The 25171-nt window shown below is 46.5% G+C and carries 16 protein-coding genes; 15 read left to right on the top strand and 1 reads right to left on the bottom strand.

The window, feature by feature from the left end; genetic code table 11:
* Window positions 1–5: 5 nt before the first annotated feature.
* From AAIH57_RS07495 to AAIH57_RS07470, 6 genes are all read left to right on the top strand, one after another.
* Window positions 6–950: a carbohydrate ABC transporter permease gene (locus AAIH57_RS07495; protein WP_175398896.1), complete on the top strand. Its 945-nt coding sequence runs from the start codon at window positions 6–8 to the stop codon at window positions 948–950.
* Window positions 951–1205: 255 nt separating this feature from the next.
* The gene (locus AAIH57_RS07490; RefSeq protein WP_430021137.1) at window positions 1206–2900 is read left to right on the top strand and encodes an RICIN domain-containing protein; all 1695 of its coding nucleotides are present in this window, start codon (window positions 1206–1208) and stop codon (window positions 2898–2900) included.
* A gap of 268 nt (window positions 2901–3168) precedes the next feature.
* Window positions 3169–5490: a helix-turn-helix domain-containing protein gene (locus AAIH57_RS07485; RefSeq protein WP_430021136.1), complete on the top strand. Its 2322-nt coding sequence runs from the start codon at window positions 3169–3171 to the stop codon at window positions 5488–5490.
* 335 nt (window positions 5491–5825) lie between these two features.
* On the top strand, window positions 5826–6680 hold the full coding sequence (locus AAIH57_RS07480; protein ID WP_430021346.1) for an ABC transporter permease: 855 nt from the start codon (window positions 5826–5828) through the stop codon (window positions 6678–6680).
* A gap of 26 nt (window positions 6681–6706) precedes the next feature.
* A complete protein-coding gene (locus AAIH57_RS07475) occupies window positions 6707–7633 on the top strand; it encodes a carbohydrate ABC transporter permease (protein ID WP_430021135.1) in 927 nt (308 codons plus the stop codon).
* A gap of 34 nt (window positions 7634–7667) precedes the next feature.
* Entirely contained in the window at window positions 7668–9305 is a 1638-nt protein-coding gene (locus AAIH57_RS07470) for an ABC transporter substrate-binding protein (protein ID WP_430021134.1), read from the top strand.
* Between the two features lie 149 nt (window positions 9306–9454).
* Here AAIH57_RS07470 and AAIH57_RS07465 read toward each other — a convergent pair whose 3' ends face one another.
* Window positions 9455–10597 carry a glycosyl hydrolase family 8 gene (locus AAIH57_RS07465; protein WP_430021133.1) on the bottom strand — a complete coding sequence of 381 codons (1143 nt, stop codon included), beginning with the start codon at window positions 10595–10597 and terminating at the stop codon, window positions 9455–9457.
* A gap of 302 nt (window positions 10598–10899) precedes the next feature.
* Here AAIH57_RS07465 and AAIH57_RS07460 point away from each other — a divergent pair, with 302 nt between their 5' ends.
* The 9 genes from AAIH57_RS07460 (at window position 10900) to AAIH57_RS07420 (ending at window position 25122) form a co-directional block, all read left to right on the top strand.
* The gene (locus tag AAIH57_RS07460) at window positions 10900–13146 is read left to right on the top strand and encodes a glycoside hydrolase family 95 protein (protein ID WP_430021132.1); all 2247 of its coding nucleotides are present in this window, start codon (window positions 10900–10902) and stop codon (window positions 13144–13146) included.
* 196 nt (window positions 13147–13342) lie between these two features.
* Window positions 13343–14143, top strand: a complete 801-nt coding sequence (locus AAIH57_RS07455; RefSeq protein WP_430021131.1) for a hypothetical protein — start codon at window positions 13343–13345, stop codon at window positions 14141–14143.
* Between the two features lie 540 nt (window positions 14144–14683).
* Window positions 14684–16210 carry a response regulator transcription factor gene (locus AAIH57_RS07450; protein WP_430021130.1) on the top strand — a complete coding sequence of 509 codons (1527 nt, stop codon included), beginning with the start codon at window positions 14684–14686 and terminating at the stop codon, window positions 16208–16210.
* A gap of 43 nt (window positions 16211–16253) precedes the next feature.
* Window positions 16254–18074, top strand: a complete 1821-nt coding sequence (locus tag AAIH57_RS07445; RefSeq protein WP_175398887.1) for a sensor histidine kinase — start codon at window positions 16254–16256, stop codon at window positions 18072–18074.
* Window positions 18064–19605, top strand: a complete 1542-nt coding sequence (locus AAIH57_RS07440; protein ID WP_430021129.1) for a response regulator transcription factor — start codon at window positions 18064–18066, stop codon at window positions 19603–19605. Before AAIH57_RS07445 ends, AAIH57_RS07440 begins: the two co-directional genes overlap by 11 nt.
* 227 nt (window positions 19606–19832) lie before the next feature.
* Window positions 19833–21509: a sugar ABC transporter substrate-binding protein gene (locus tag AAIH57_RS07435; RefSeq protein WP_430021128.1), complete on the top strand. Its 1677-nt coding sequence runs from the start codon at window positions 19833–19835 to the stop codon at window positions 21507–21509.
* Between the two features lie 139 nt (window positions 21510–21648).
* Entirely contained in the window at window positions 21649–22614 is a 966-nt protein-coding gene (locus AAIH57_RS07430) for an ABC transporter permease (protein WP_430021127.1), read from the top strand.
* A gap of 112 nt (window positions 22615–22726) precedes the next feature.
* Window positions 22727–23566 carry a carbohydrate ABC transporter permease gene (locus AAIH57_RS07425; RefSeq protein ID WP_246311125.1) on the top strand — a complete coding sequence of 280 codons (840 nt, stop codon included), beginning with the start codon at window positions 22727–22729 and terminating at the stop codon, window positions 23564–23566.
* Complete coding sequence (locus AAIH57_RS07420; protein WP_430021126.1) at window positions 23566–25122, top strand: glycoside hydrolase family 43 protein; 1557 nt, start codon at window positions 23566–23568, stop codon at window positions 25120–25122. The genes AAIH57_RS07425 and AAIH57_RS07420 overlap by 1 nt, the downstream gene beginning before the upstream one ends.
* Window positions 25123–25171: the final 49 nt, after the last annotated feature.

Here is a 25171-nt window from a genome sequence, read left to right as displayed (position 1 = left end):
TTCGGATGATAATGTCCAGACTGTTTTCACTTGAGCAGTGGAAAAGCTGGCTCTGGTCCATCGTGCGATTCACACTGATTGCCGGGCTATCCTTCGTGATTCTGTTTCCCATATTTCAGAAAATATCAACGTCCATCAAGGATAAGAGTGATTTGTATTCAGCCGTTGTGGTCTGGATTCCACAGAATTTCTCCTTCGATAATTTCCGGGAGGCTATTCGTGTCATGGATTACTGGGCAACGCTGCTCAATACGTTTGCGTTATCCGCAACCACGACCATCTTGACAACGCTTTCCTGTGCACTCGCTGGATACGGTTTTGCCCGTTTGAAATTTAAAGGCAGCAACCTGTTATTTGCCGGGGTCATCCTAACGATTCTGGTTCCACCCACCACGATTCTCATTCCGGTGTATCTGAATCTAAAAAGCTTCGATCTCATGGGAGCCATGACACTGATTTTCGGCAAACCCATGAATTTGCTGAATACGTACTGGCCGTTTATCCTGACCGCCCTTACAGCGAATTCGCTAAAAGCAGGCTTGTATATCTTCATCTTCCGCCAGTTTTTCAGAGGTATTCCCAAAGAGGTAGAGGAGGCGGCTTACGTCGATGGTGCAGGCATCAGCCGTACATTTGCACGCATTATGCTGCCTAACGCCATTCCGTCGATCGTTACAGTGCTGCTTTTTTCCTTTGTATGGCAGTGGAATGACAGCTTCTATACGACAACATATCTGACATCCAGTAAAGTCATGTCAACCCAGCTTTCTTCCCTTCCTTACAATCTGGCCCAGCAGGTAAGCGACGGAGCATCCAAAGCCGATCCATTCTATCTAAGCATGATTCAGGATACAGGTATTTTGCTGGCGATCTTGCCTTTGATCATCATTTACCTGTTTGTACAGCGTTATTTCGTTGAAAGTGTAGAACGTACCGGAATCGTTGGATGATATATAGTCCAACTAGAGGATATTTACACTGGCACTCCGCTTGACAGAAGAACCTTCCGATCGCTGTTATCCCCAGATTTTTTTGATTCCCTTCTCCAAAGGGAAAATCCGGGGATAAAGGCGACCTCTTCGCTTCTCCAGGTTTCTTCAGTCCTCTCCGTTATTGTGTAAATGTTTAGTTGAACATATATAGGAGAGGAGGTGATGGCGTCTGTTTCAACGATTAACAATTTGATGATACAGGAGGGATAATATTTGAAAAGATTGTTGATCCCATTTAAATGCATGCTCGTTCTTGCTTTGCTGTTGTCCATTACACCACTCGGACCGGGACGCGCGGAAGCTTGGGTCGGCATGCCAATGGGCAAGCTTCACGTTAATGGAAAGAACCTGGTTAACAGTAATAATCAACCCGTCGTACTGAGTGGTTGGCATCAGCCCTCAGGTGCTTATTGGACTTACCAGAACAGTAACTATTATCTGAATCTACATGGCAATAACCGCCATGCTGCCACATTGGCTTATCTAAAAGACATTACGGATACATTCACAAGTACCAGTCCAAAGTACGGAAGCAGCCACGGCTGGAATATGAATCAGATTCGTCTGTTCATCGACCGGGAAGACATGGGAGATGTGGCAGCAGGCACTTACAATTTTGCAGGTGTACAAACGGTAACGCAAAATGTCATTATCCCTTATATTCAATATGCCAAAACAAAAGGCGTCTATGTCACGCTCGGTCTTGACTTCACTTTGAAGGATGACCAGGCTACCACCTCAGCCAATCTGCAAAAGTTTAACGAGATCTGGGGTTATCTTGCTTCCCGGCCAGAAATCAAAAGTGCAGACAATGTGCATTTTGAGCTGATTAACGAGCCTGTAAAATCATATGCGAACGGGCATTGGGGCGGCTACAACGGGGAGAATGACTTCGTGGATCACTGGAACGACCTACGCAATTTCCAGAATTCCATCATATCCACGATTCGCAGTAAGGGCGCAGACAACGTGATCTGGGCAGCAGGCCTCGGATACAATCAATTCTATAGTTTGACGGCGAGTCATCCTCTAACAGATCCGCTGAACAACTATGGTTATGCGGTTCATTGGTATCCGGGATACGGTGCCCATGACGATATGTCGATTCTGCAAGATCAGTGGAATACGAATGTGAAGGCTGCGGCCGATAAATATCCAATCAACATCACCGAAGTAACATGGTTCAAAAAGAAAGCGGGAGATTCGGAATACTGGAATCTGTTCAACGGCAGCAATGAAGGATTTGGAAACAATACGAAGACCATTTTCAACGCAGCTGGAAATGTCAGCATTGCAGCACACATGAACGGATTTATTTTAGATGCTGGACAACGAAGCTCCTTTGCCGACCCTACGGCAGGCCTAAAATGGGATGGCGATGCTTCACGGAGCGCGATGGGAAGGTTCCTCTTCGAATGGTTTTATGAACGTGCACAGACCTACCCGAACGGCGGCAATCCGTCAACCGGTCTGATCCCGGGTGCGACCTATAAGATTGTAGCCAGACATTCGGGGAAAGTAATTGATGTGCCGGGCGGGGTGAATGAGAACAATCTGCAGCTTCAGCAATGGTCCGATCTGGGAGGCAATCCTCAAAAGTGGGTCCTGAACCAGATTGCGGGTGGGATCTATAGTTTGACGAGTGTGAATTCGCCCGATAAGGTCATCGACATTCGGAATGGAACCAGTAACAATGGAGAAGCGGTTCAGCTTATGAGCAATTTGAATACCACAGCGCAGCACTTCAAAATCAATGATCTGGGCAATGGGTATTGGAGTATTATAAACGTTAACAGCAATAAAGCCATTGAGGTAACAGGTTCTGCGACGACAGATGGTGCAAAATTGCAGCAAAATACCTTTACCAATGCGACCAATCAGCAATGGAAGTTTGTTGCAGTCAATTAAACAGCATGTACAAGTAAGGACCTCCACGGCCATAACATGGCTTGGAGGTCCTTACTTGTATTCAGGAGTGGTAAGCAGCAAAAACATTGAAAACTAGCAGACAGTTTTGAGTTTGCGGACTTTCTTCTATTTAATGAAGCTGGATCTTTTTAATTGGATTTTAAGGATTTGTACCAAAAAGAAGAAGTTGTACCTTCACCTAGCGCAAATGAAGGGTGTATCATTAACAGAACACTTTTGTAAACGCTTACCAAAGGAGGAGGTACATATGAAGCACCTATGGTCCAAATTCTCGCCGTTGTTTCGCAGATTCATGGTTTCTTATCTGATTGTTCTCATGATTCCTCAAATTGCCGGATATGCCTCCTACAGAGCATCCATTGAAGCAGCGAGGACAAGTTCTATTGAGAACAGCTTAAAGTCACTTAATCTTGGCAAGGAAATTATTGAACGTAATCTTATGCAGGTCGAGGATTTCACAAGACAGTTAGCCATTAACCAGGATTTATACCGTTTAATAGCCGATCCTAAGCCGCAGGATGCTAATAATGTCTACGGTTTGAGCCGCATGCAGCGCAGTCTGTCCATGTACAGCAGCACCAATGAGTATTTGTCTCATTTCTTCATCTATATTCCCAATTATAATGTCATTATTACGCCTACGACGGTTTACTACCGACCTGAACATTATTTTGCTGCCAATCGCCTGGAAGGCGTGACGTTCGACGAGTGGAAAGACAACATCTTAAAAAAGCCGCATTTAAATGAAATCATTCCCCTGCAAAATTACAAGAAGGAGATTCGCAGTAATGTGCTTGTGGACGCTCCTGCCATTACGTTTCTTCAATCGCTTCCATTAAACAGCTTCAACAAACCACAGGCTACAATCGGCGTCATGATTGATGAGGATAAGATGGCGAGCTTGACTCACCATATTGTAGAGCAATATGGAGGATGGACACTGGTGACAGACTCCAATGAGAATATCATTTTTTCGAGCGGCCTGAATAAAGACGAGGCAAACAAATTAAAGGTTATGACTGCCGGCAAGGAAGATGAAGCGAAGCCTATGGGCGACGGACGTCTGCTGATTTCCATTCACTCCAATCAAAACGGTTGGAATTATATGGCTGGTATTCCCGAACGTGCGCTGATGGTCAAGGCAGATCAAATCAAGCAGGTTACCTTTACCTTTACGCTAGCAACGCTTGGTTTCGGATTGTTGATTGGGCTTCTACTTGCTTACCGAAACAGCGCTCCGATTCATCGGCTTCTGTCCGTGTTCCGGGAACAGGATATCGTGCTGCCTGGAAAGGCAGGCAACGAATATGATTTTTTGGCAAGCAACATCACCAGCCTTATTACCAATAACCATTTACTCAAGAATGCATTAAATGAGCAGATTCCCATGCTGCGGGACGGGTTTATCAAGCGTCTGCTGACGGGTGAGTTTTACACCATCCGTGAGTTGGAGGCGATTTCTTCCCAGACCGGCATATCCCTTCATACCAGCCGGGGCTTTGTGGGAATCCTGAAGGTAGACGGTTATGGCAGTCCGGATAGCGAAGAAATTATTCAAGAACTAAGCGTAGCGAGACTCATCGTGCGCGAAACCATGACCACATGGCATGCCGACGTGCTGATAACAGACTGGGGGACAGATCAGATTGCTTTTGTGCAACCGCTTAGCGAAGAACCTTCAAACACTCCCTTGCACACTGCTGTATCTGAACTGAGCAAACGGATGAATGCTGTATACAGGGATTATCGGGTATCCACCACGATCGGAATTGGTTCTTCTTATGAGGATTGGAATGATGTTGGCCGATCGTTTAACGAAGCCAGACAAGCGTTGGAATATGCCATTCATATGGGAGCAGAACATCTGGTGAGATTCGAAGATACCATAAAGGAAACCGAATTGTACTACTATCCGATTGAGTCCGAACAGCGTCTGCTAAATACGCTGAAGGCGGGAGAAATGGAAGAATCTGATCGTGTTTTGGATCAGTTGTTCAGCCGAAATTTTACAGAACGAGAGCTGTCTTATGACATGACACAGCAGTTCGTTGTGGAACTAAAGGGAACATTCCTGAAGTTGGAACCCAAGATCATGCTGGACGAAGCGCTTGTCGATGAGTTTAAAAATCGGATTGCGGCCATTCAGGTAACGGACAGTGTTGGCATACTCCGGGACAAGTTTCATCAACTGGCGAAAGACGTCTGCCGGGACGTACAACGCAAAAAATCCAATATGCATGCGGAAATTGTTAACGAAACGATCGCTTATATTCAGAAACGCTATGCCGATGCCACCTTAACGGTATATCGGATTGCGGAACAAATGGGGAAACCGGAAAAATATATCTCGCAATTATTCAAGGAGTACACCGGAGAGAACCTTTCCGACTATGTGGAAGTGGTACGAATTAACAAAGCTGCTGAACTGCTGCGTGAGAGTCAGCAGACGATTGATGAGATTGCCCTGACAACCGGATATAACAGCGCGCATTCGTTCCGAAGAGCCTTTAAGCGAGTCCGGGGGGTCTTGCCTAGTTCATTTCGCCAGATGGAGGATCAAATAAAATGAAGCTGCCACAATCATTATCACCAAACAAAGCGGAAACCACAGAAAAATCAAATTGAAAAGTAAAGCAGTATCAGGCTTCCCGGCCTATTTGTCCTTGAATCGTACCTCTTCGATTAAAGTGTACCTTTACGCGACAAGGGGGTCCCTCTTATGATTACGAACAAGAAAGCGCTATCAAAAAAGAGGGCCTTATTCATATTAGGCTACCTACTGGGGGGATGACTCTGAGAACGACAACTTCGAATGGCAAAATGGTAGTGAAACAAGGCAGGCGCTCTGCGGTGAAACGAGTCTTGTCCAGAAGCTGGAGGAGGCACTGGCAGCTATACCTGTTGATGATTCCTCCGGTCGCATACTTCCTTATTTTCAAGTATGTGCCCATGGTTAATGCAGTGCTCGCTTTCAAAGATTACAACGTGATCAAGGGGATTTGGGGAAGTCCGTGGGTAGGCACCAAATATTTTGAGCTGCTTTTCCAAAACCCCGCGTTCGCTACTCTCATCAAAAACACGCTGTATATTTCGTTTTACAGTTTGGTCGTGGGTTTTCCGGTCCCGATATTGCTGGCACTGGCGTTGAACGAAGTCAAAAACGCCCGATTCAAGAAAACGGTACAGATGGTTACTTATGCACCTTACTTTATTTCTACGGTTGTCATGGTATCCATTATCATGCTGTTCCTATCCCCGCGGCTGGGCATTGTGAACACGATTGCAGGGGCACTTGGATTTGAAGCAGTCAATTTTCTTGGAGAGCCTGGGCTGTTCCGTTCCATCTATGTGTTTTCTGATGTCTGGCAGAGCATGGGATATTCGGCAGTCATTTATTTGGCAGCACTTGCGGGTATTGATCCTTCATTGTACGAGGCAGCCAAGGTTGACGGAGCTAACCGGTTTCAGAAAATGTTGAACATTGATCTGCCCGGCCTGCTGCCGGCGGCAGTCATTATCCTGATCCTGAGCGTTGGCAATATCATGGCGGTTGGATTTGAAAAAATTTATTTGTTGCAAAATCCGTTGAACCTGTCCGCTTCCGAAATTATTTCCACATATGTGTACAAGATGGGTTTGCTGAATGCGAATTACAGCTTTGCTACCGCTGTTGGCCTCTTCAATTCGCTTATTAATCTGATTCTGTTGTTAATAGTCAATGCTGCCGCCAAGCGTCTGTCCAATACAAGCTTGTGGTAATGCGGCAAAAGGAAGGGGGATAAAAGATGAGCAAGTTGCACTCCCAAGCCGGTTCGGCGGTAAGTCGGAGGAGCACAATCAGAGAATCTTTTGGGGACCGGGTTTTTATAGCCATCATCTACGTCATTCTGACTGTAATCTTGATTGCGGTACTCTATCCACTGATTTATATCGTAAGCTCGTCCCTGAGCAGCCCGGCAGCAGTTACTTCAGGAAAAGTCTGGCTGTGGCCCGTTGATATGACACTGGACGGCTATAAGTCTGTACTGCGCAACGATCAGGTTATTATGGGTTATGCCAATTCGTTATTTTATACCGCAATCGGAACACTAATTAGTGTAGCGCTGACAATTATGATTGCTTATCCACTTTCCAAAAAAACCTTTGTTGGGCGCAATCCTCTCATGATGTTCATTACGTTCACCATGCTTTTCTCCGGCGGATTGATCCCAACGTATCTTGTGGTCAAATCCATGGGACTTATCGATACTCGCTGGGCGCTGTTGATTCCAAATGCCATTTGGGTGTGGCAAGTGATCATCGCACGAACCTTTTTTCAGAATTCAATCCCGGAAGAGCTGTCCGAGGCAGCTGATATTGACGGATGCAGCGATATTCGTTTCATTTTCAGCGTCATTTTGCCTCTGGCCAAACCTATCATTGCTGTTCTGTCGTTGATGTATGCCGTTGGACAGTGGAACGCATATTTTGATGCGCTAATCTATTTAAAAACGCAATCACTCTACCCGCTGCAATTGATTCTCCGCAGCATTCTGATTCTGAGCAACAGCACGGGAAATATGGATGTGGGAGAGATGGTGAAACAGCAGCAGATGGCCGAGTTGATGAAGTTCTCGCTCATTGTTATGGCCAGCTTGCCCGTACTCGTCATTTATCCGTTTGTTCAGCGATATTTCGTTCAGGGCATGTTGATTGGCTCCGTCAAGGGCTAGTTCACGACAATCATTCATAAGGGAGAGGGTCTATTTGAGAAAAACAGGATCATTCGTACTTGCTTGTATACTGCTTCTGTCACTGGCACTGGCGGGATGTTCATCCAGCGGGGAAAAGGGAGAGGGGGCTTCATCCGGAGACAACGCGTCCATTAACGTGTTCGCTCACCAAAGCTCGGATACCAACCTTCAAACGAACAAGTTTACGAAAAAAATGGAAGAGAAGTTCAACATTAAGATCAACTGGACGACCGTTCCTTTTGACGGTGCAGCTGAAAAAAGACAGATTTCACTGGCTTCGGGTGACTACCCTGACCTGTATTTGCTCATTCCATGGGTGGACCGTTTTTCTCAAACAGACCTGTTAAAATTTGGCCAGCAAGGTGTCATTGTACCGCTCAATGATCTGATTGATCAATATGCGCCGAATATCAAAAAGGTACTGGACAGCAGTGAGTATTATAAAGCCATGAATACTGCGCCCGACGGCAATATTTACGGTCTGACGGGCTTGAATGAATGTTTCCACTGTTCTTATCCGAACAAGATGTGGATGAATACCAAATGGCTGAAGCAGCTCGGCTTATCCGAGCCTACAACGACAGAGGAATTTAAGGAAGTGCTGAAAGCATTTAAAACCAAGGACCCGAACGGCAACGGTAAAGCTGATGAAGTCGCGCTAAGCGGTTCCATTGAAAATTTCGGTGTGCATATCATTCCCTATTTGATGAACGGGTTTATCTACGACGATGACAGAACCTATCTCATAGCGAAGGATGGCCGGGTTGAGACGGTTGCGAGTAAACCGGAGTGGAAGGAAGGACTTGCCTATATCAAGTCGCTGTACGATGAAGGCCTGATTGACCCCGGTGCGTTCACGCAAAATGTTGGGGCATTTAAAAAAATCGGAGATAATGCTGATGCGCAGCTTCTTGGTGCAGGTGCAGCCATGCACCCGTCTCTTTTTGTAAATACGGCAGAGGATTCTCCGTATGGGAAGGATTACAATCCGATTCCTCCTCTGAAAGGGCCGCATGCCAATTATGCAACCTATAACTATCCAATTGATCCTGGAGCATCGTTTGTACTCACAAACAAGGCAAGCGAAGAAACGCAAATTGCAGCCATAAAAATGCTGGATTATCTCTACACAGAGGAAGGAGCCATGAGCGCATATCTGGGTGAGGAGGGCACGAGCTGGCGCAAGCCGCAGGAAGGAGAAGTGGCCCTTAATGATCAGGTGCAGCCACTCTACAAAGCAATTCCACTCCCGACAGGAGAGGAGCCCCGTAATGACAGCTGGGGAGCGCTCAGTCAGTACAATCACCACAGAGCTTACCGGGATGCCGAGGTACAAGGCAAGGACATCTATGCGGGTGACGGATATGAGCGCCGACTTTATGAGGCGACACTGCTGATGGAAGGCAAAGAACCAGATGAGATATTTCCGCATTGGGCACTATGGGTGGATCCGGCAAATGCAGATGAAACAAGCATGATGCAGACGAATCTCAAGGATTATATTGACCAGAACGCCCTGCAGTTCATCACTGGAGCGAAGAGTCTGGAAAAGGATTGGGATGATTATGTGAAAGGGCTGGAGGGCCTCAATATCAATCGTTACCTTGAAATTATGCAGTCCGCGTATGATTCTTCAACCATTTCTAAGTAAGAAGAACAGGCATGATTGAGTTTTAGAATCATCTGTGCGAGCACAGACCGTCCATCTTCCTAAAAAACGGACCCGGTTCGCATTCCTTGCGAAATCAGGTCCGTTTTTTGGGAGATTGATACCCTTGTATGCGGTTATAATGATCTGCTTTAATATATGCGATAGCAGCCGCTCAATGCCAGCAGACTGAAGAAATAGAGACAATTGTCATAATACCTACGTTCGCCCTGGCGCAGAGGAGTGTTCCAAAACTGGTGCACGAACTGGCTGGAATGTGGACCGTCCGCAGCCAGAGATGCCATGGCATTGGTGGCGAGAAGTCCGATAGGATGCAGCGATGGCTCATCGAAAGGTTCACCATCGATGGTGTAACGACGATAATCGGATACTTGAATCTCACTGAAAAACGCCTGTATGCGATTGGACTGCTCCACTTGCCAACGATCCTTGCCAAACCATTCCCAGTCAAGGGCGATGTTAGCCGCAACCCGGTAAGCGTCACTGTAAAAATGTCTGAAATCTCCATGACGCTGAGGGGGGGCGGGTGTTCCGTCAAAATTGGCATACTCCGGCGAGAGCCCGGTCACCGGATGACATGCTTTGTGCAGGTACGCCCGGCTTGCTGCCGCAGCTTCTGTCCAAAACGCTTGATCGCATTCATCTGCGTACTTCGCAAACAGTTCGTAAAAATGGGGCAGATGATAGGAGGGGTCACTAAACGGTGATTCCGGTATGAATTTGATTAATTTGGTTTCCGCGTCCCACATGGGATCGCCCTCGCCATGTTCACCTTGATGCACGCAGGCGTGAAGGATTTTTCTCGCTTGCTGCGCATAATCATATGGCGCTGTTCCATCCCCCCATCGGTTGGAGGCAAAGAACAGGGCCATAGCAAAAAATTCTTCCCCGTCCGGAGCAGGGCCTTGCGATATCCGCGTGCCGTCAGGTTTGCAATGCCATGCAAAATAATCCTTGTATCGGCCATCGGTATGCTGCATGAATGTTTTCGAGAAATTCCAGAGTCGATCGAATTCTTCTTTTTTGTCCATTTGCACAGCCATCATCATGCCATAAGACATGCCTTCCGAGCGAACGTCGTGATTGCCGGTATCGAGAAGGTATCCTTTGTCCTCATCAATGGGGTAATAAATCCGCGTATTAGGGTCACCGTAGAACAATTCGGTCCAGGTGTCTTCAATTTTTGCTGTAATTTCTTCGTCGGAGTAGCCGTGCTCCAAAAACAGATTTCTGTACTTTGAAGTATTGTAAGCGCCTTCAGTTATGTGAGCCAAGTTATTTTCCTCCTTGATCGATCGTACTCGCTTTAGTATAGCATGCGGGTTATGGATCAAATTAAAGCATTTTCCTTAAAAATCTTAGTTTATTGGTCTGACCTATTGGCCCGAAGAAAAATATGCGCAATAATCCAATTGTGCTAACCGAAGTGAAATTTCAAAATAAATCATCACTATCAATTTACATGTCATATAAGAGTACTGATCTGCTGGAATACGTCATTTTTATTCCTTAGTTGGATGATAAAATTAAATTACACTCATACAAATATACCTATTATTCGTATTGGAGGTTCACAATGAAGGTATCGAATCGGAACAATCATCGAATGTGGTACAGCAAACCTGCGGAGGTGTGGAACGAGGCTTTGCCAATCGGGAATGGTCGTCTAGGTGCAATGATATTCGGTGGGATAGCTGAGGAGCGCTTGCAGTTGAATGAGGACTCCATGTGGTATGGCGGACCACGCGATCGTAATAACGAAGATGCACTGCCCAATCTGCCCCATATCCGCAAGTTAATAATGGAAGGGAAACTCCGGGAGGCTGAAGAGATTGCATCCATGACGATGGCCGGGCTTCCGGAAGCCCAGCGACATTATATGCCACTTGGGGAGCTGCAGTTATCATTCGGCAATCATGATGGTCCCATTGAGGATTATGTTCGGGAGCTTGATTTGGACCGGGGCATCTCCAGAGTTAGCTATCGAGTCAGTGGTATCTGTTATACACGTGAGCTGTTTGCCAGCCATCCGGATCAAGCCATCTTCATCCGAATTTCAGCAGACAAGAAGAGTGCATTGTCTGTAAAAGCCCGATTTAATAGACATAAGTGGAGGTACTTGGAGAAAACAAAGAAGTGGGAGCAGAGCGGGCTCATCATGCTTGGTGAATGCGGTGGTAAAGACGGAAGTTCCTTTGCGACTGTTTTGAAAGCGATACCAACTGACGGTGCCTGCAGGCTCCTTGGCGAGTATTTGCTGGTGGAGGACGCGAGCTCGGTCACACTGATGCTGGCTGCGGAAACGACTTTCCGCCAAAAGGATCCGGAATTGTACACTAAACGTCGCGTGGAAGAGCTTAGCCAGACTGCTTATGATACGCTGCTTGCACGGCATACATCGGATTATGGTGAACTGTATAACAGAGTTGCATTGAACTTGATCCAAAAGATTGACCGCCATGATCTTCCTACCGACGAGAGGTTAAAACAGTTTCAACAGGGAGAAGAAGATCCCGGATTGATCGAAACCTATTTTCAGTTTGGTCGATATCTGCTGATTTCCTCAAGCCGGCCAGGCTCTTTGCCAGCAAATCTTCAAGGCATATGGAATGACAGTTTTACGCCGCCATGGGATAGCAAATTTACCATCAACATTAACACACAAATGAATTATTGGCTCGCTGAAAACTGCAATCTAGCAGAGTGTCATGAGCCATTGTTCGATCTGATTGAAAGAATGCGTGAGCCCGGCCGAATTACGGCTCGGACGATGTATGACTGCCGGGGTTTCACTGCACATCATAATACCGATATTTGGGCAGACACGGCCCCTCAGGATACCTACCTTCCAGCTTCCTTCTGGCCGCTGGGCGCTGCTTGGTTATGCCTGCATTTATGGGAGCATTATCGCTATAGTCAGAATCGCATTTTTTTGGAGAAGGCTTACGAAACCATGAAGGAATCTGCACAGTTTCTCCTTGACTATTTGATCGAGGATGCAGAAGGACGCCTGATTACTTGTCCATCCGTTTCTCCAGAGAACAGTTACAAGCTGCCTAATGGCGAGATTGGGGTGCTTTGCGCAGGTGCTTCAATGGATTTTCAGATTATAGAAGCTCTGTTCACTGCTTGCATCCGCAGTGCCGAGTTGATCGGAAGAGATTCTTCATTTAGAGAAGAACTTGCTGCAGTCCTGGAGCGAATTCCGAAACCGCAAATCGGTAGAAGCGGACAAATTCAGGAATGGATGGAGGACTATGAAGAAGTGGAGCCGGGACACCGCCACATCTCGCATCTATTCGGGCTGTATCCTGGAGAAAGTTTCACGCCAGAACACACGCCGGAATTAGCGAAAGCAGCACGTACAACTCTGGAGCTCAGACTGAAAAATGGTGGTGGACACACCGGCTGGAGCCGGGCCTGGATCATTCATTTCTGGGCACGTCTTCAGGATGGGCAGAAGGCTTATGAAAATGTCAGGGCTCTCTTGGAGGACTCAACATTGCCCAATCTTTTTGATAATCATCCGCCGTTTCAGATTGACGGCAACTTCGGTGGGTCATCGGGAATTGCCGAAATGCTAATGCAGAGTCACACAGAGGTGATCCGGCTTCTACCTGCCTTACCCGACACCTGGTATGAAGGGAGTGTTCAGGGACTCAGGGCCCGAGGCGGCTATACACTTGATTTCTCCTGGATGATGGGGAGAGTTATTGAGGTCACCGTAAAAAGTGCAATTGATGGATTTTGTCAGTTGGAAGGCCCTGGACTTAAGTCTGTTTCCTTCCATGCAGAAGCTGGACGATCCTATACTTTTACTTAAACAGATTCCGTTCAATGTGTTGCTACAAGGTCCACTATCCGATGATTAAAAAACGATATCTTATCAGTGGGGGAAAGGATGATTTCCATGCAAGGCACCAGTGAGCCACTTTTGGACTTCGAATCACAAGCTTATCGTGATCTGATTTCAAAATCGCTGTTGAATAAGGGCCATAACGCGAGACTGAAAAGGGCAATTGAGAAAACAAAACGAGGGGCTCCAAGCTCTTGGTGCTGACAATGATCCTGCTGTCATTCTGCTGTTCAGCGTATTTGAGAACGACTGGAATCTGCAGGATCGCTTGGCACCTGTAGGTTGGCATTATAATCTCCCGATGGTAAGCGTAAAAGATGCGGTTGTGGAGCAGTTTCATCATACCCCAGCGGAAGGAGGCATCATTTCCAGAGAGCAATTCTTTCACGACATCTATCATCCAAGCAATGCCGGGCATTTTATCATGGCCGATTGTCTGGGCTGGTTATTCGAGGTAACGAATCATTCTGATCTGGACAAAGAAAAATTGGCGATGGATAAACCACCGCTAATCGGAAATGATTTTGCAGAAGTGAAGCTGCTGGATCGACTGAATGGCGACGCTATCGCCCGAATCGATGCGGGAGGCTTTGAGAAAATAGATACGGATCTGCAAATGGCAGAGATGGATGATCACGCCTTTGGCACTCCTCATTTCCCTAATAACTGGATGCACACAGGAGAGCGTGATGATGGAAATGGCAGCTTTAAAATGATCCTGCGGAGTAAACGAGTCATTCTCGTCTTCAAAGACTCAGGAAGCGACGAGTTCGGGATCGCCAATATAATCGTGGATGGTAAGCTGGTAAGAAAAGCCGACCCGAGCCAAATCAAGTGGACCCATTGTCATGCCGTGCTTCTGTTTGATGAAAAGGATGCCAGGGAGCACACCATCGAGATTGATATGGATGAAGGCCATGAGGCCAAACAGTTTACGATTCTAGGCTTTGGCTATGTCGATTAAAACGCGGTATGAAGCTTAACAAAGGTCCACTGGTTGCAAATGAAGAAAAGGGGAAGCCTGTAGCGAGCGCGAATTGGACTTCATCCATGCTTTCTTGAAAATTCGCCCAAGTGCTGCTTTTTGGAGTTCAAACAGAAAGAAACAGAACAAATAGACGGGAGCATTCCTACTGTGGCTGTGTGGCAGGGAGCGTTCTTGTCTTTTGTTCTAATACCCAAAAAATACATAGCCCTCATAGACTGTTAAGAACTCAGTTTTATCAAAACGCCATAAATGAGTAAAGCTTTGGATACTAAATCAAATATTGAATGTTGCAAAAGAGATGAAAGCTCTTGATAATTAAAAAGGTACACTTTTCCAGGGGATTTGCGTCAGAGTCCGTGGTCTAGGATAGCCCTATGGTTCGAAAGAAGGTAATGCTTCTCAATTACCAGGTTAAAAGATATGCATCATATGATACTATTGGTTTGAAATGAAACGTGAACAGATTCGCTGTCGAACACAAAACAAACTTCATTTAATGCGAAGGGGGAAACATGAATGATGGATGTTTTATTGGTGGATGACGAGCCATGGGTACTGGAAGGTTTGAGATCCATGGTCAATTGGGAAAAACACGGTTTTCGAATCTGCGGAGAGGCCGAGAATGGAAATACCGCCTGGACCATGATTGAGCTTCTTCATCCAGATCTGGTGTTTACAGATATTCATATGCCTTCCGTAAGTGGGCTTGATCTGATTGACCGTTCCAGGCACGAGCTCGCCAAACCACCGCGATTTGTCATATTAAGTGGATACGATAGCTTCGAGTATGCGAAAACAGCACTGGAACAGCGGGTGGAAGATTATTTGCTCAAGCCCATAGATGAAGCCGAAATTGAAACCGTATTGGAGCAGATGAGCCGTAAAATCCAGAAAGAGCAAGATTCAGAGAAATTGCATCAACGCGAGCGTGCCTTATATGTGAATTGTTTATTCAAACGCCTTCTTCAGGGTGAAGAAAGCAGCGAACTAAAAGCGGAAGTGGAAGAAATGCTGCAAATGGAAGGTCATGAGAATATGGCATGTCTTCTTATTGAAACAGATATGTGCAATGAGGAAGTGCATGCACGGTTGCGTAATCTTGCTGAGGCTCATTGGTCAGAACCCTTTACCGATGCCGAAGGAAGAATTGGCGTGTTCGCTGCTGAAATTGAAGATTCTCTGAAGCTGCTTGAGATGTTGGGGAGAAGTTTGTATGAGATGTACTCTACTCATGCGTCAATCATCGTTGCATTCGGACTAGAATCAGGCGGAGTAGATGCTATGCGGACAGCGTATGAAAAAGCACAATCTGCAGTCAAATGGAAGCGCTATCATCAAGAGTGGGGTATTGTTTATCATCAGGATTTGCCACAAAATAATGCCATGTCGAGTGTGAATCAAAAAGCGTTGACAAATCTGATGGAAACCATACTGTCCGGGGAAGAGGAGCGGTTGGAGGCAAAGGTACAAGCGCTGCTTGCCAAACCTGACTCAGGACAGCCTGTGTCGGAAATCGAATACGTCAGGGTTCAACTTCTTGCTCTTGAAATGGGTGTCCTCAAGAAACTGAAGGAGCTGGATGGAGATGTGGACCACTTTATGCTTCAGGTTCAAAATATGTCAGGCGGCATTAATGGAATAGACTCATATCCTGCGTTTTTGGAGTATGCACTTGTATTAAGTCTCAGCGCTTTGAAGACGTTACAGGAACAGCGAAAAGAAAAGGAATGCAACACGATTTTCTGTGTGGTGCAGTATGTCAATCAGGAGTTCAGGGAGAAGCTACAGCTTCAGGAGCTTGCACAGAAATTTCATATGAATGCCAACTATTTGGGGCAGGCATTTAAACAGCAGACCGGCAAAGCTTTTCGGGAGTATTTAAATGATAAACGAATTGAAGAGGCGAAGCGGTTATTACGTCAAAGCTGTATAAGTATTGCCGACGTTGCGGTAAATTCCGGTTATCCGAATGCTGACTATTTTGTAAGCCAATTCAAGCGAATGACTGGTATGGCACCTTCTGCATATAGAAAGCAGCAATAGGCCTTTCGGAAGATGAGATGAACGAAGGATGGCGATAGCAGACATGTTCAGACAAATCCGTTTCCGCAGCATCGTGAACGATATCCCGTTGAATTATAAGTTTATTCTGATCTATGTAATTGGAATTTTGCTGCCCATCATTGCGAGTAATTATTTGTTTATGGATCGTATGTCCGGGCTGATCAAGGAGCGGGAGGAGCACAATTTGCAAATATCGCTGGAGCGGGCAAGAAAGGACATTCATACCATGATTGATGGTGGCATTGCAGTCAGTCATGCCTTGATCACGGACAAATTATTGTCTGAATCCATGGATCGGGTGTATAACGGACAACTGGATTTTTACAGCACGCTCGATGATCAGCTGCGGCACCGGGTGACCTCCTACATTCCTGTGAACAACCAGATTCAGCGAATTGGCATTTATACCGATAATCCAACCATTGTGCCTGGAGGGGATTATTATTTTCTGGATAGTACGACGCGCTCCAGCACCTGGTTCAAGCAGTGGAAAGCGGCGGGGGAGTCCTTGCGCGTGCTCGCCTACCGTGATCAGGCAGCCAATGATCGGGCTGCGACTTCTTCTTACTTTAGCGTGATCGAAAAAATGGACTATTACAATGAGGACAGCTCTTATCAGAAACTGGTCCGGATCGATTTTTACCTCAATCGTTTCTATGACGTGATCGCCAGAGAAAAGAGTTCGCTGGATCTGTATCTGGTTAATGCCCAGAATCAAATCATCGTTTCTGCGGATGACAAATATCAGGGCGAGGTGGATAGCAATTATGCGTTGTTCGATATGAGCAAGGCGGCAGACAAAGACCTACATATTGTTTCAATTGGCAATGCCAGCTATGTGAAAGGCTGGAAGCTGATTGGTGTGCCTCAGGAAACGCGTGTCAAAGAAGCGATGCTATCCATGCAGCTCTATTTCGGCATGCTGGCCGGGATCATTACCCTGATCACTTCCATTTTCATTTATGTCATGCTGCGGTCCTACAATTATCGGGTAAAACGCTTGTCCAGACACATGCAAAAAGTCGGGAATGAGAAATTCGAGCTGATCAACATAGACGGTGGACAAGATGAGATTGGTCATTTGATCCGGAATTTTAATATGATGACTGCTCAGATCCATTCATTGATCAACAATGTATACAAGCTGGAAATTCAGCAACGGAGCCAGGAAGCCGAGCGTATCCGTGCCGAGCTTAATATGCTGCAAAGCCAGATGAATCCTCATTTTTTATTCAATACACTGAATGCGCTGCTTGTGGTTAGTGCCAAAAATAATTATACGGATGTCAAGGATATCATAAAGGACTTGTCCAAGCTGCTTCGTCGTCTCTTGAATTGGAAGGACGATGTGGTCACGCTGGAGGAGGAGATGAGTTTTACAGTCATGTACCTGGGGATTGAAAAATTCCGTTTTCGGGACAAGTTTGAGTACTACATTGAAATTACTGATGAGGCACGACAATATAAAATACCGAAAATGAGCATCCAACAATTGGCGGAAAACGCCTGCAAACATGGCATCCAGGCCATTGAGGGTCTTGGCTATGTGAGAATACGAGCTGAGGTCGTGAGGGAGCGTCTTCGTGTCGTTGTGTCTGATAATGGCAAGGGCATGGACAAGGAGCGTCTGCAAGAGGTTCTCTATCATATGCGAAGCAAGGAGGAAAGCGGAGGAAGCAATATTGGCATGCGCAACGTGTATCGCCGTCTCGAATTGTACTATGACGATAAAGTGAGTTTTAACCTGGTGAGCAGAATGGAAGAGGGGACTGAGGTCTCTTTCGAAATTCCGCTGCAGATGCTGGAACGTCAGGAAAAAGGGGGCATGGATAATGGCATTTAAAGTGCTATTGATTGATGATGAGCCATGGGCGCTCGAAGGCTTGCAGCTGTGGATTCCTTGGGAAAGTCTTGGCTTCGAGGTATGCGCCGTCTGCGGAAACGGGGCGGAAGGGTTGAAACAAATGGAGGAGCTGAAGCCGGACCTTGTCATGGTAGATATACATATGCCAATTATGGATGGACTGGAGATGATTGAGGAATGGCGGCGCAGAGGCAACTGGACAACCAAGTTTATTATTCTTACGGGGTATAGCGATTTCGAATATGCGCGAAAGGCACTTAAATTCAAAGTTTCCCGTTACCTGCTCAAACCATTGGATGATGAACAGGTGGAGTCCGAAGTTCTCATCATGAGACAGGAACTGCTCAAGGAGCAAGAGCAGCACCAAATTGGACAGATCGCACAGAGAGAGCAGAAAATGTTGACAATGAAAGAAGCGCTGATGGGCAGCACGCTTCCGGTAGAAGCTGCTCACTTAATGGAGTCGCTGTCCCGGGCAGCAGATGTCTGGAATGTATGCCTGATTCAGATGTCCGCTGAAGATTATGGCCGATGGAGCAGTCTTGCTGCGGAGTTTCTAAACGGGTGGGATGCCGTTTACTTGATTCGTTTGCGAAGTGATCTTGTTTCCATCGTGTTTGGCGAATTGGCCTCTGCAATCCAGGGAACGGAAGAAACGGTAAGAACGCGATTGGAGACACTAGCTCGCCGTTTGGCGGGCTTTCGTGTATTTATGGCGGTAGGCTTACCCGAATCTTCCCTCATTAGCATTAGCAATTCCCGAATTACAGCAGAGGAAGCGCTGCTGCATGCCTTTTATGAAGCGGAACGGAACAAGATTATAGAATATGAAGCGGTCAAGAATCACGCTTTTCAAAGGCACTACAATCAGGTAGAGCTGGTGGAGAGAGTACTGGGGGCGTTTCAGCTCATTGATCACACCAGTTATCAGTCCGCTGTGGGGTTTATTGAACAAACATTTCGTGAGACCAGGGTTCACCCGGAAGCTGCCCGGAAATTTGTGATATACCTTCTTCATGAAATTAGGGCGTATATGGGAGCAAAAATGGCGGAGAATTCAGCAGATTCAAACCGTCTATTCGAAATCCCGAATCTGGATGAAGCCCTTCTTACCTTTGATGATTTAATCGGCATGCTGCATTCGTGCGGAAGAGTCTGTTTTGAGCTTTTGCTTAAGGAGAACGCCTCAGAAGCGCAAGGCATTGTACAGGATATTAACGATTATATTTCTGCGCATTTCCGGGAGGGGTTGACCATTAAGATGCTGGCTGAACGCTTCTTTCTGCATCCAGCCTACTTGGGACAACTGCTGATACGAAAAAATGGAATCGGCTTCAATGAACTGCTCCATAATCTGAGGATTGAGGAGGCTTGCCGGCTGCTCCAGCTGAACCAATACAAAAATAGCGAAGTTTCAGAAAAGGTTGGATACGCCAGCTACCATCATTTTCTGAAGCAGTTTGAGAAACGTATGGCCATGTCTCCTAATGAATATAAGAAAAACGTCTAGCCAGGTACCTTTAAAAAGAAAGCAGATGATTTAGCTGGATTTTTTTCTTGCAATATCAGGAAAATAATGTACTACAATGTAAAGCTTTAGGTATTTATAGAAAACCTGAGCTTTTCTCGGAAAGAGCTATAATTCGAATATAGTTTCCAGGTGGCGATAAATTTATAATGAAATTATTCAAATGAAAGGGCTTTCATGAAGGCGAGATCAAACTTTGGAGGTGCTTTATGGGGGACAGTAAAAAGAAGTTTTTCCGTATGGGGGCAACATTACTGTTGTCACTGAGCGTTGTGCTGGCAGGCTGCTCAGGCGGCAGTGATTCAGGCAGCGGAGAGACAAGCAGTGAAGGCAGTGAGGTGGGAGCTGAAAATCCGTTAGAAATCTCGGTATTCTTGAACGAGGCCGGACAGCAGCCAACCGCTGACAACAAGATTTACAAGAAAATGAAAGAAGAGCTTGGTGTTACATTCAAATTCGAATTCCTGGCTGGTGACAAAAACCAAAAGCTCGGCGTTATGATTGCTGGTGGGGATTATCCAGACCTGATCTCAGCTGATACCAAACTGACAGCTGCAGGTTCAGTCATTCCGCTTGAAGATCTGATTGAGGAACACGCCCCGAATTTGAAAAAACATTACGAGAAGTACTGGAATCAAATGAAGGATCCGAATGATGGACATATCTACTACCTGCCAAACTATGGTGCATATAACGGCGAAGTGGCTGACACCTATTACAGCGGTCCCGCGTTCTGGATTCAAAAAGCCGTACTGAAAGAGTTCGGTTACCCGACTCCAAAAACACTGGATGAATACTTCGACCTGATCGCGAAATACAAAGAGAAATATCCGACTATTGACGGCAAGCCGACCATCGGTTTTGAGGTCCTGAACTATGACTGGAAAAACTGGGGCTTGTTGAACCCGCCTCAGCATTTGATCGGTCATCCGAATGATGGCGGAGTGGTCGTCAACGATGGCAAGGCGGAGATCTTCGCCGATAAGGATTATGCCAAACAGTACTATCAGAAGCTAAATGAAATCAATGCCCAAGGCTTGCTAGATAAGGAAGCGTTTGCACAGAACTACGATCAATATATGGCCAAATTATCCAGTGGGGCCGTACTCGGCATGTTCGATCAACATTGGAATTTCCAAAGCGCGGAAGATTCCCTCATAACGCAAGACAAAATTGAACGCACTTATGTAGGTTTCCCGCTTGTGTATGACAGCAGCACCAAAGACTATTATCGTGACCGCGCAGCACTGAATCTCAACAATGGTTTCGGTATTACCGTGAGTGCCAAAGACCCTGTAAAAATCCTCAAAGTGCTCGATAAACTGATGGAGGAAGAATGGCAGAAAACACTCACTTGGGGCATTGTGGATGAAGACTATTATGTCAATGAAGAAGGCCGCTTCATGAAGACACAAGAACAACGCGACAATGCAGCGGATGCTGCTTGGAAGCTTGCCAACAAAGCAGATGCATTTTATGGAACAGCACCGAAAATGGAAGGGTACTTTAGCGATGGCAACGCAACTTCGGCAAGTAATCAGCCAGAAGAATACCAGGCAAGCCTGAAACCGTTTGACAAGGAAGTTTTGGATGCATATGGTTTCAACAGCTATATCGATTTCTTCAGTGCTCCACCAGAGAATCCGGTGACTTACCCTGCTTGGTCTGTCGATGTGGTAGAGGGATCTCCAGCCAAGATTGCCAATACGAAGTTGAACGAATTGTCGACCAAATATTTGCCAAAAGCAATTTTGGCCGGTACATCAGAGTTTGACAATGTGTGGAACGAATACGTTTCCGAGATTCAAAAGCTGGACATCAAGGCATATGAAGATCGTATCAATGAAGTGTTGAAGTGGAGAATCGATAACTGGTCTGTGAAATAAAAGGTTTAGCGTCAGGAAGGAAGGATGCCTTCCTTCCTGATTTTGTGAAAAACATGCTGCTGGACGCGGTCTGTCACCAAGGAAGATACGCGGCGGACGTTTTTCCTTTCATTATAAAGATGGATAGGGGCTTGATAATATGGAGGAAATTGTAGTGGGAACCAAGCCGCACAGCCCGAAGAAAAAACCGAAAATCAGGCGGCTGACCTGGCAAAACATCAAAGCACAGAGACAGCTCATATGGATGTCTGTTCCACTGCTTGCATACATTATTGTCTTTGCTTATGTGCCTGTCTGGGGCTGGACGATGGCCTTTCAGGATTATAAACCGGCGAGAAGCTTCTCGCAGCAAACTTGGGTAGGATTCAAGCATTTTCAATTTTTATTTAGCGATGACAATTTCTTGCGGGTGCTTCGCAATACGCTCGCCATGAGCGTCATTAACATGGTTTTGGGTTTTGTAACCGCCATTGTTTTGGCATTGTTGCTCAATGAGATCAAAAAGATTATGTGGAAGCGGACGGTACAAACCATCTCGTACCTGCCCCATTTCTTATCATGGATTATCGTTACCGGCATCGTGGCGACATCGCTCGCTTCGGATGGGATTATCAACGATATCCTTATGAAGCTGCACTTGATAAATGAGCCTATTCTGTGGCTGACAGAAGGAAAATATTTCTGGGGAGTCGTAGCCAGTTCCCATATCTGGAAAGAAGTCGGCTGGAGTACAATTATTTATTTGGCGGCCATGGCCTCTATTGATCCGGCACAGTATGAAGCAGCCGATATTGATGGAGCTAATCGATATCAAAAAATGTGGAATATCACCTTGCCTGGAATCAAGCCTACTATTGTCATCCTGTTGATTATGTCGATTGGGCATATTCTGGAAGCGGGCTTCGAGGTTCAGTATTTGCTGGGTAACGGTTTGGTTGTTGACTGGGCGGAAACGATTGATATCTTCGTGCTCAAATACGGGATTGCACAGGGTAACTATTCGCTCGCAACTGCAGGCGGAATATTCAAGACTGTGGTCAGCATTACCATGTTACTTGTAGCAAATTGGACCGCCAAGCGGCTTGGGGAAGAGAGGCTGTTATAATATGAAAAAAACATCATTGTCCGGTTCAGGGAATACAGCGGCACTTTCCGTACGCCGCCCTGGTGCCAGAGGTATCGAACCGTTTCTGTTCAACACGTTTAATACCATCTTCATGATACTGCTTGTCATTGTGACGTTGTATCCGTTCTTGAACACGATTGTCGTTTCGTTTAATGCAGGGAATGACACCATTCGGGGAGGCTTATATTTATGGCCTCGCGATTTCACCATGCAGAATTATAAAGCCGTATTTGCGTCAGGTACAATTTATAACGCGTTTATGGTTTCCGTTGCACGTACTGTTCTTTCTACCGTTCTGAATATTTTCTTGACTACCATGCTGGCTTATACGCTTAGTCGGCGCGATTATATTTTCCGTAAGCTGATTACAACCATTTTTGTGCTGACGATGTATTTCAATGCAGGGCTTATCCCGGGATACTTCCTGATGAAGGATTTACATTTGATCAATTCCTTCTGGGTCTATGTCCTGCCATCACTGGTCAGTGCGTTCAACCTGATCGTTATTCGTACTTATATATACACGATTCCCGAAAGCTTGATCGAATCTGCCAAAATTGACGGTGCAGGAGATTTTAGAATTTTCTGGAAAATTATTTTCCCGCTATGCAAACCTGTGCTGGCGACGATTGCGCTCTTCGTCGCAGTTGGCGCTTGGAATTCCTGGTTCGATGCTTTTCTGTACACGTCATCCCGTCAAGAGCTAAGCACCCTGCAATATGAATTGATGAAGCTGCTGTCTTCCAGCATGAATGCCAACAGTAACCCTTCCGTAGCCAATGGCGTGGGGGTGGAGCATTCAACACAGGTAACGCCGATTTCCATTCGAGCGGCAGTGACAATTGTCGCCTCTGTTCCGATTCTGCTCGTATATCCATTTATGCAAAAGTACTTTGTCGTTGGACTTAACGTAGGGAGTGTGAAGGAATAATGCCACAGCTTCAATCGCAGACAATTCATTATGCCAACCCGATCCTTCCCGGATTTTATCCGGATCCGAGCATTGTAAAAGCAGAAGATTACTTTTACCTAGTTTGCAGTTCGTTTGAGTATTTTCCCGGTGTGCCGATTTTTCGGAGCCGGGATCTGATTCATTGGGAGCAGATCGGCAATGTACTGGACCGGATGAGTCAGCTTGATTTGACCGATCAGAAGAGCTCGGACGGGATCTATGCTCCCGCGCTGCGTTATAACAAAGGCACGTTTTATATGATAACAACTGACGTGAGGGGCATCGGGAATTTCTACGTCACGGCAACCAATCCTGCCGGACCGTGGTCTGAACCAATTCGTATACCTTACGGTGGAATTGACCCATCTCTGTTTTTTGATGATGACGGCAAAGTGTATGTTACTGCACAGCAAGGTGCGGATTACAATTCACACGCCATTCAGTACGAGATCGATATTGCGACGGGAGAAGCGCTTTCTGAACCACAAGTCGTCTGGCATGGGGATGGCGGGCCTTGGACCGAAGGGCCGCATTTGTACAAAATCAACGGCATGTATTATATGATGTCTGCTTCCGGCGGGACAGCCAAAGAACATCGGGAAATCATCGGCCGAAGTGACAAGCCTTACGGGCCCTTTGAACGCTATCCCGAACCCATCCTGACTCACCGCAATCTGGATCATCCCATCCAGTATCTGGGTCATGCCGATCTGGTGGAGGATCATCACGGCGACTGGTGGGCCGTATTCCTTGGCGTTCGATTGACGGAGGAGGGGTACAGTGTGCTCGGAAGGGAAACGTTCCTCGCACCGGTCATTTGGAACGAAGGCTGGCCGCACATTGACAACAATGAAGGAACGGTCAGTCTGGACATGGTTGTTCAGCGCCTGCCGATGACAGTGCCTGCCATACCGGAGAGCCACGCTTCAATCGTGGAGGGCCGTGAAGACTTTGATGCAGAGCTTGGGCCTCAGTGGCTGTTTGTGCGCAATCCGTCAGAAGGGGCATGCTCCATTACGGAAAAACCAGGTTTCCTGACATTGTATGGTCAGGAGTCAGGTCTCAGTGACGTTGGCCAGATTACGTTTATTGGCCGGAGACAGCAGCATCTTCAAGCCAGCTTTACAGCTAGCATGTCATTTGTGCCAGCTGTCGATGGTGAAGAAGCTGGATTATGCATCCGCCGGGATGAGGATGCACACTATGAGCTTGGGGTAAGGCGATCGGAAGGACGCAACATGATCTTTGCCCGTCTAACGGTACGTGGAGAGTCGAGAATCGTGCATGAGAGCGAGACCGAAGCGGACGTGCTGCGGCTCCGAATCGAATCGACAGAAAAGGAATATAAGCTTAGTTGCTCCGCGGATGGAGAGAACTGGTTAAGCGTGGGCTCAGGTGCCGCACGGGCCATTTCTCCGGAGGATTTTGTGCATAAAATGTGCTTTACCGGAGCGGTGGTCGGGCTGTATGCTACCGGCAATGGCCAGGCTAGCTGCACGCCTGCCCGCTTTGACTGGTTCGAGTATGTGATCTAGCTCTTAGGATTCGTACAGGAGCCACAGGAGTGAGAGGATTCGGCAATAT

This window comes from Paenibacillus sp. MABNR03, from assembly GCF_050455445.1.
Classification (GTDB): Bacteria; Bacillota; Bacilli; order Paenibacillales; family Paenibacillaceae; genus Paenibacillus; species Paenibacillus xylanilyticus.
The sequence above is the reverse complement of the archived record's forward strand: the minus strand, read 5'-3'. Positions and strand labels throughout refer to the sequence as shown.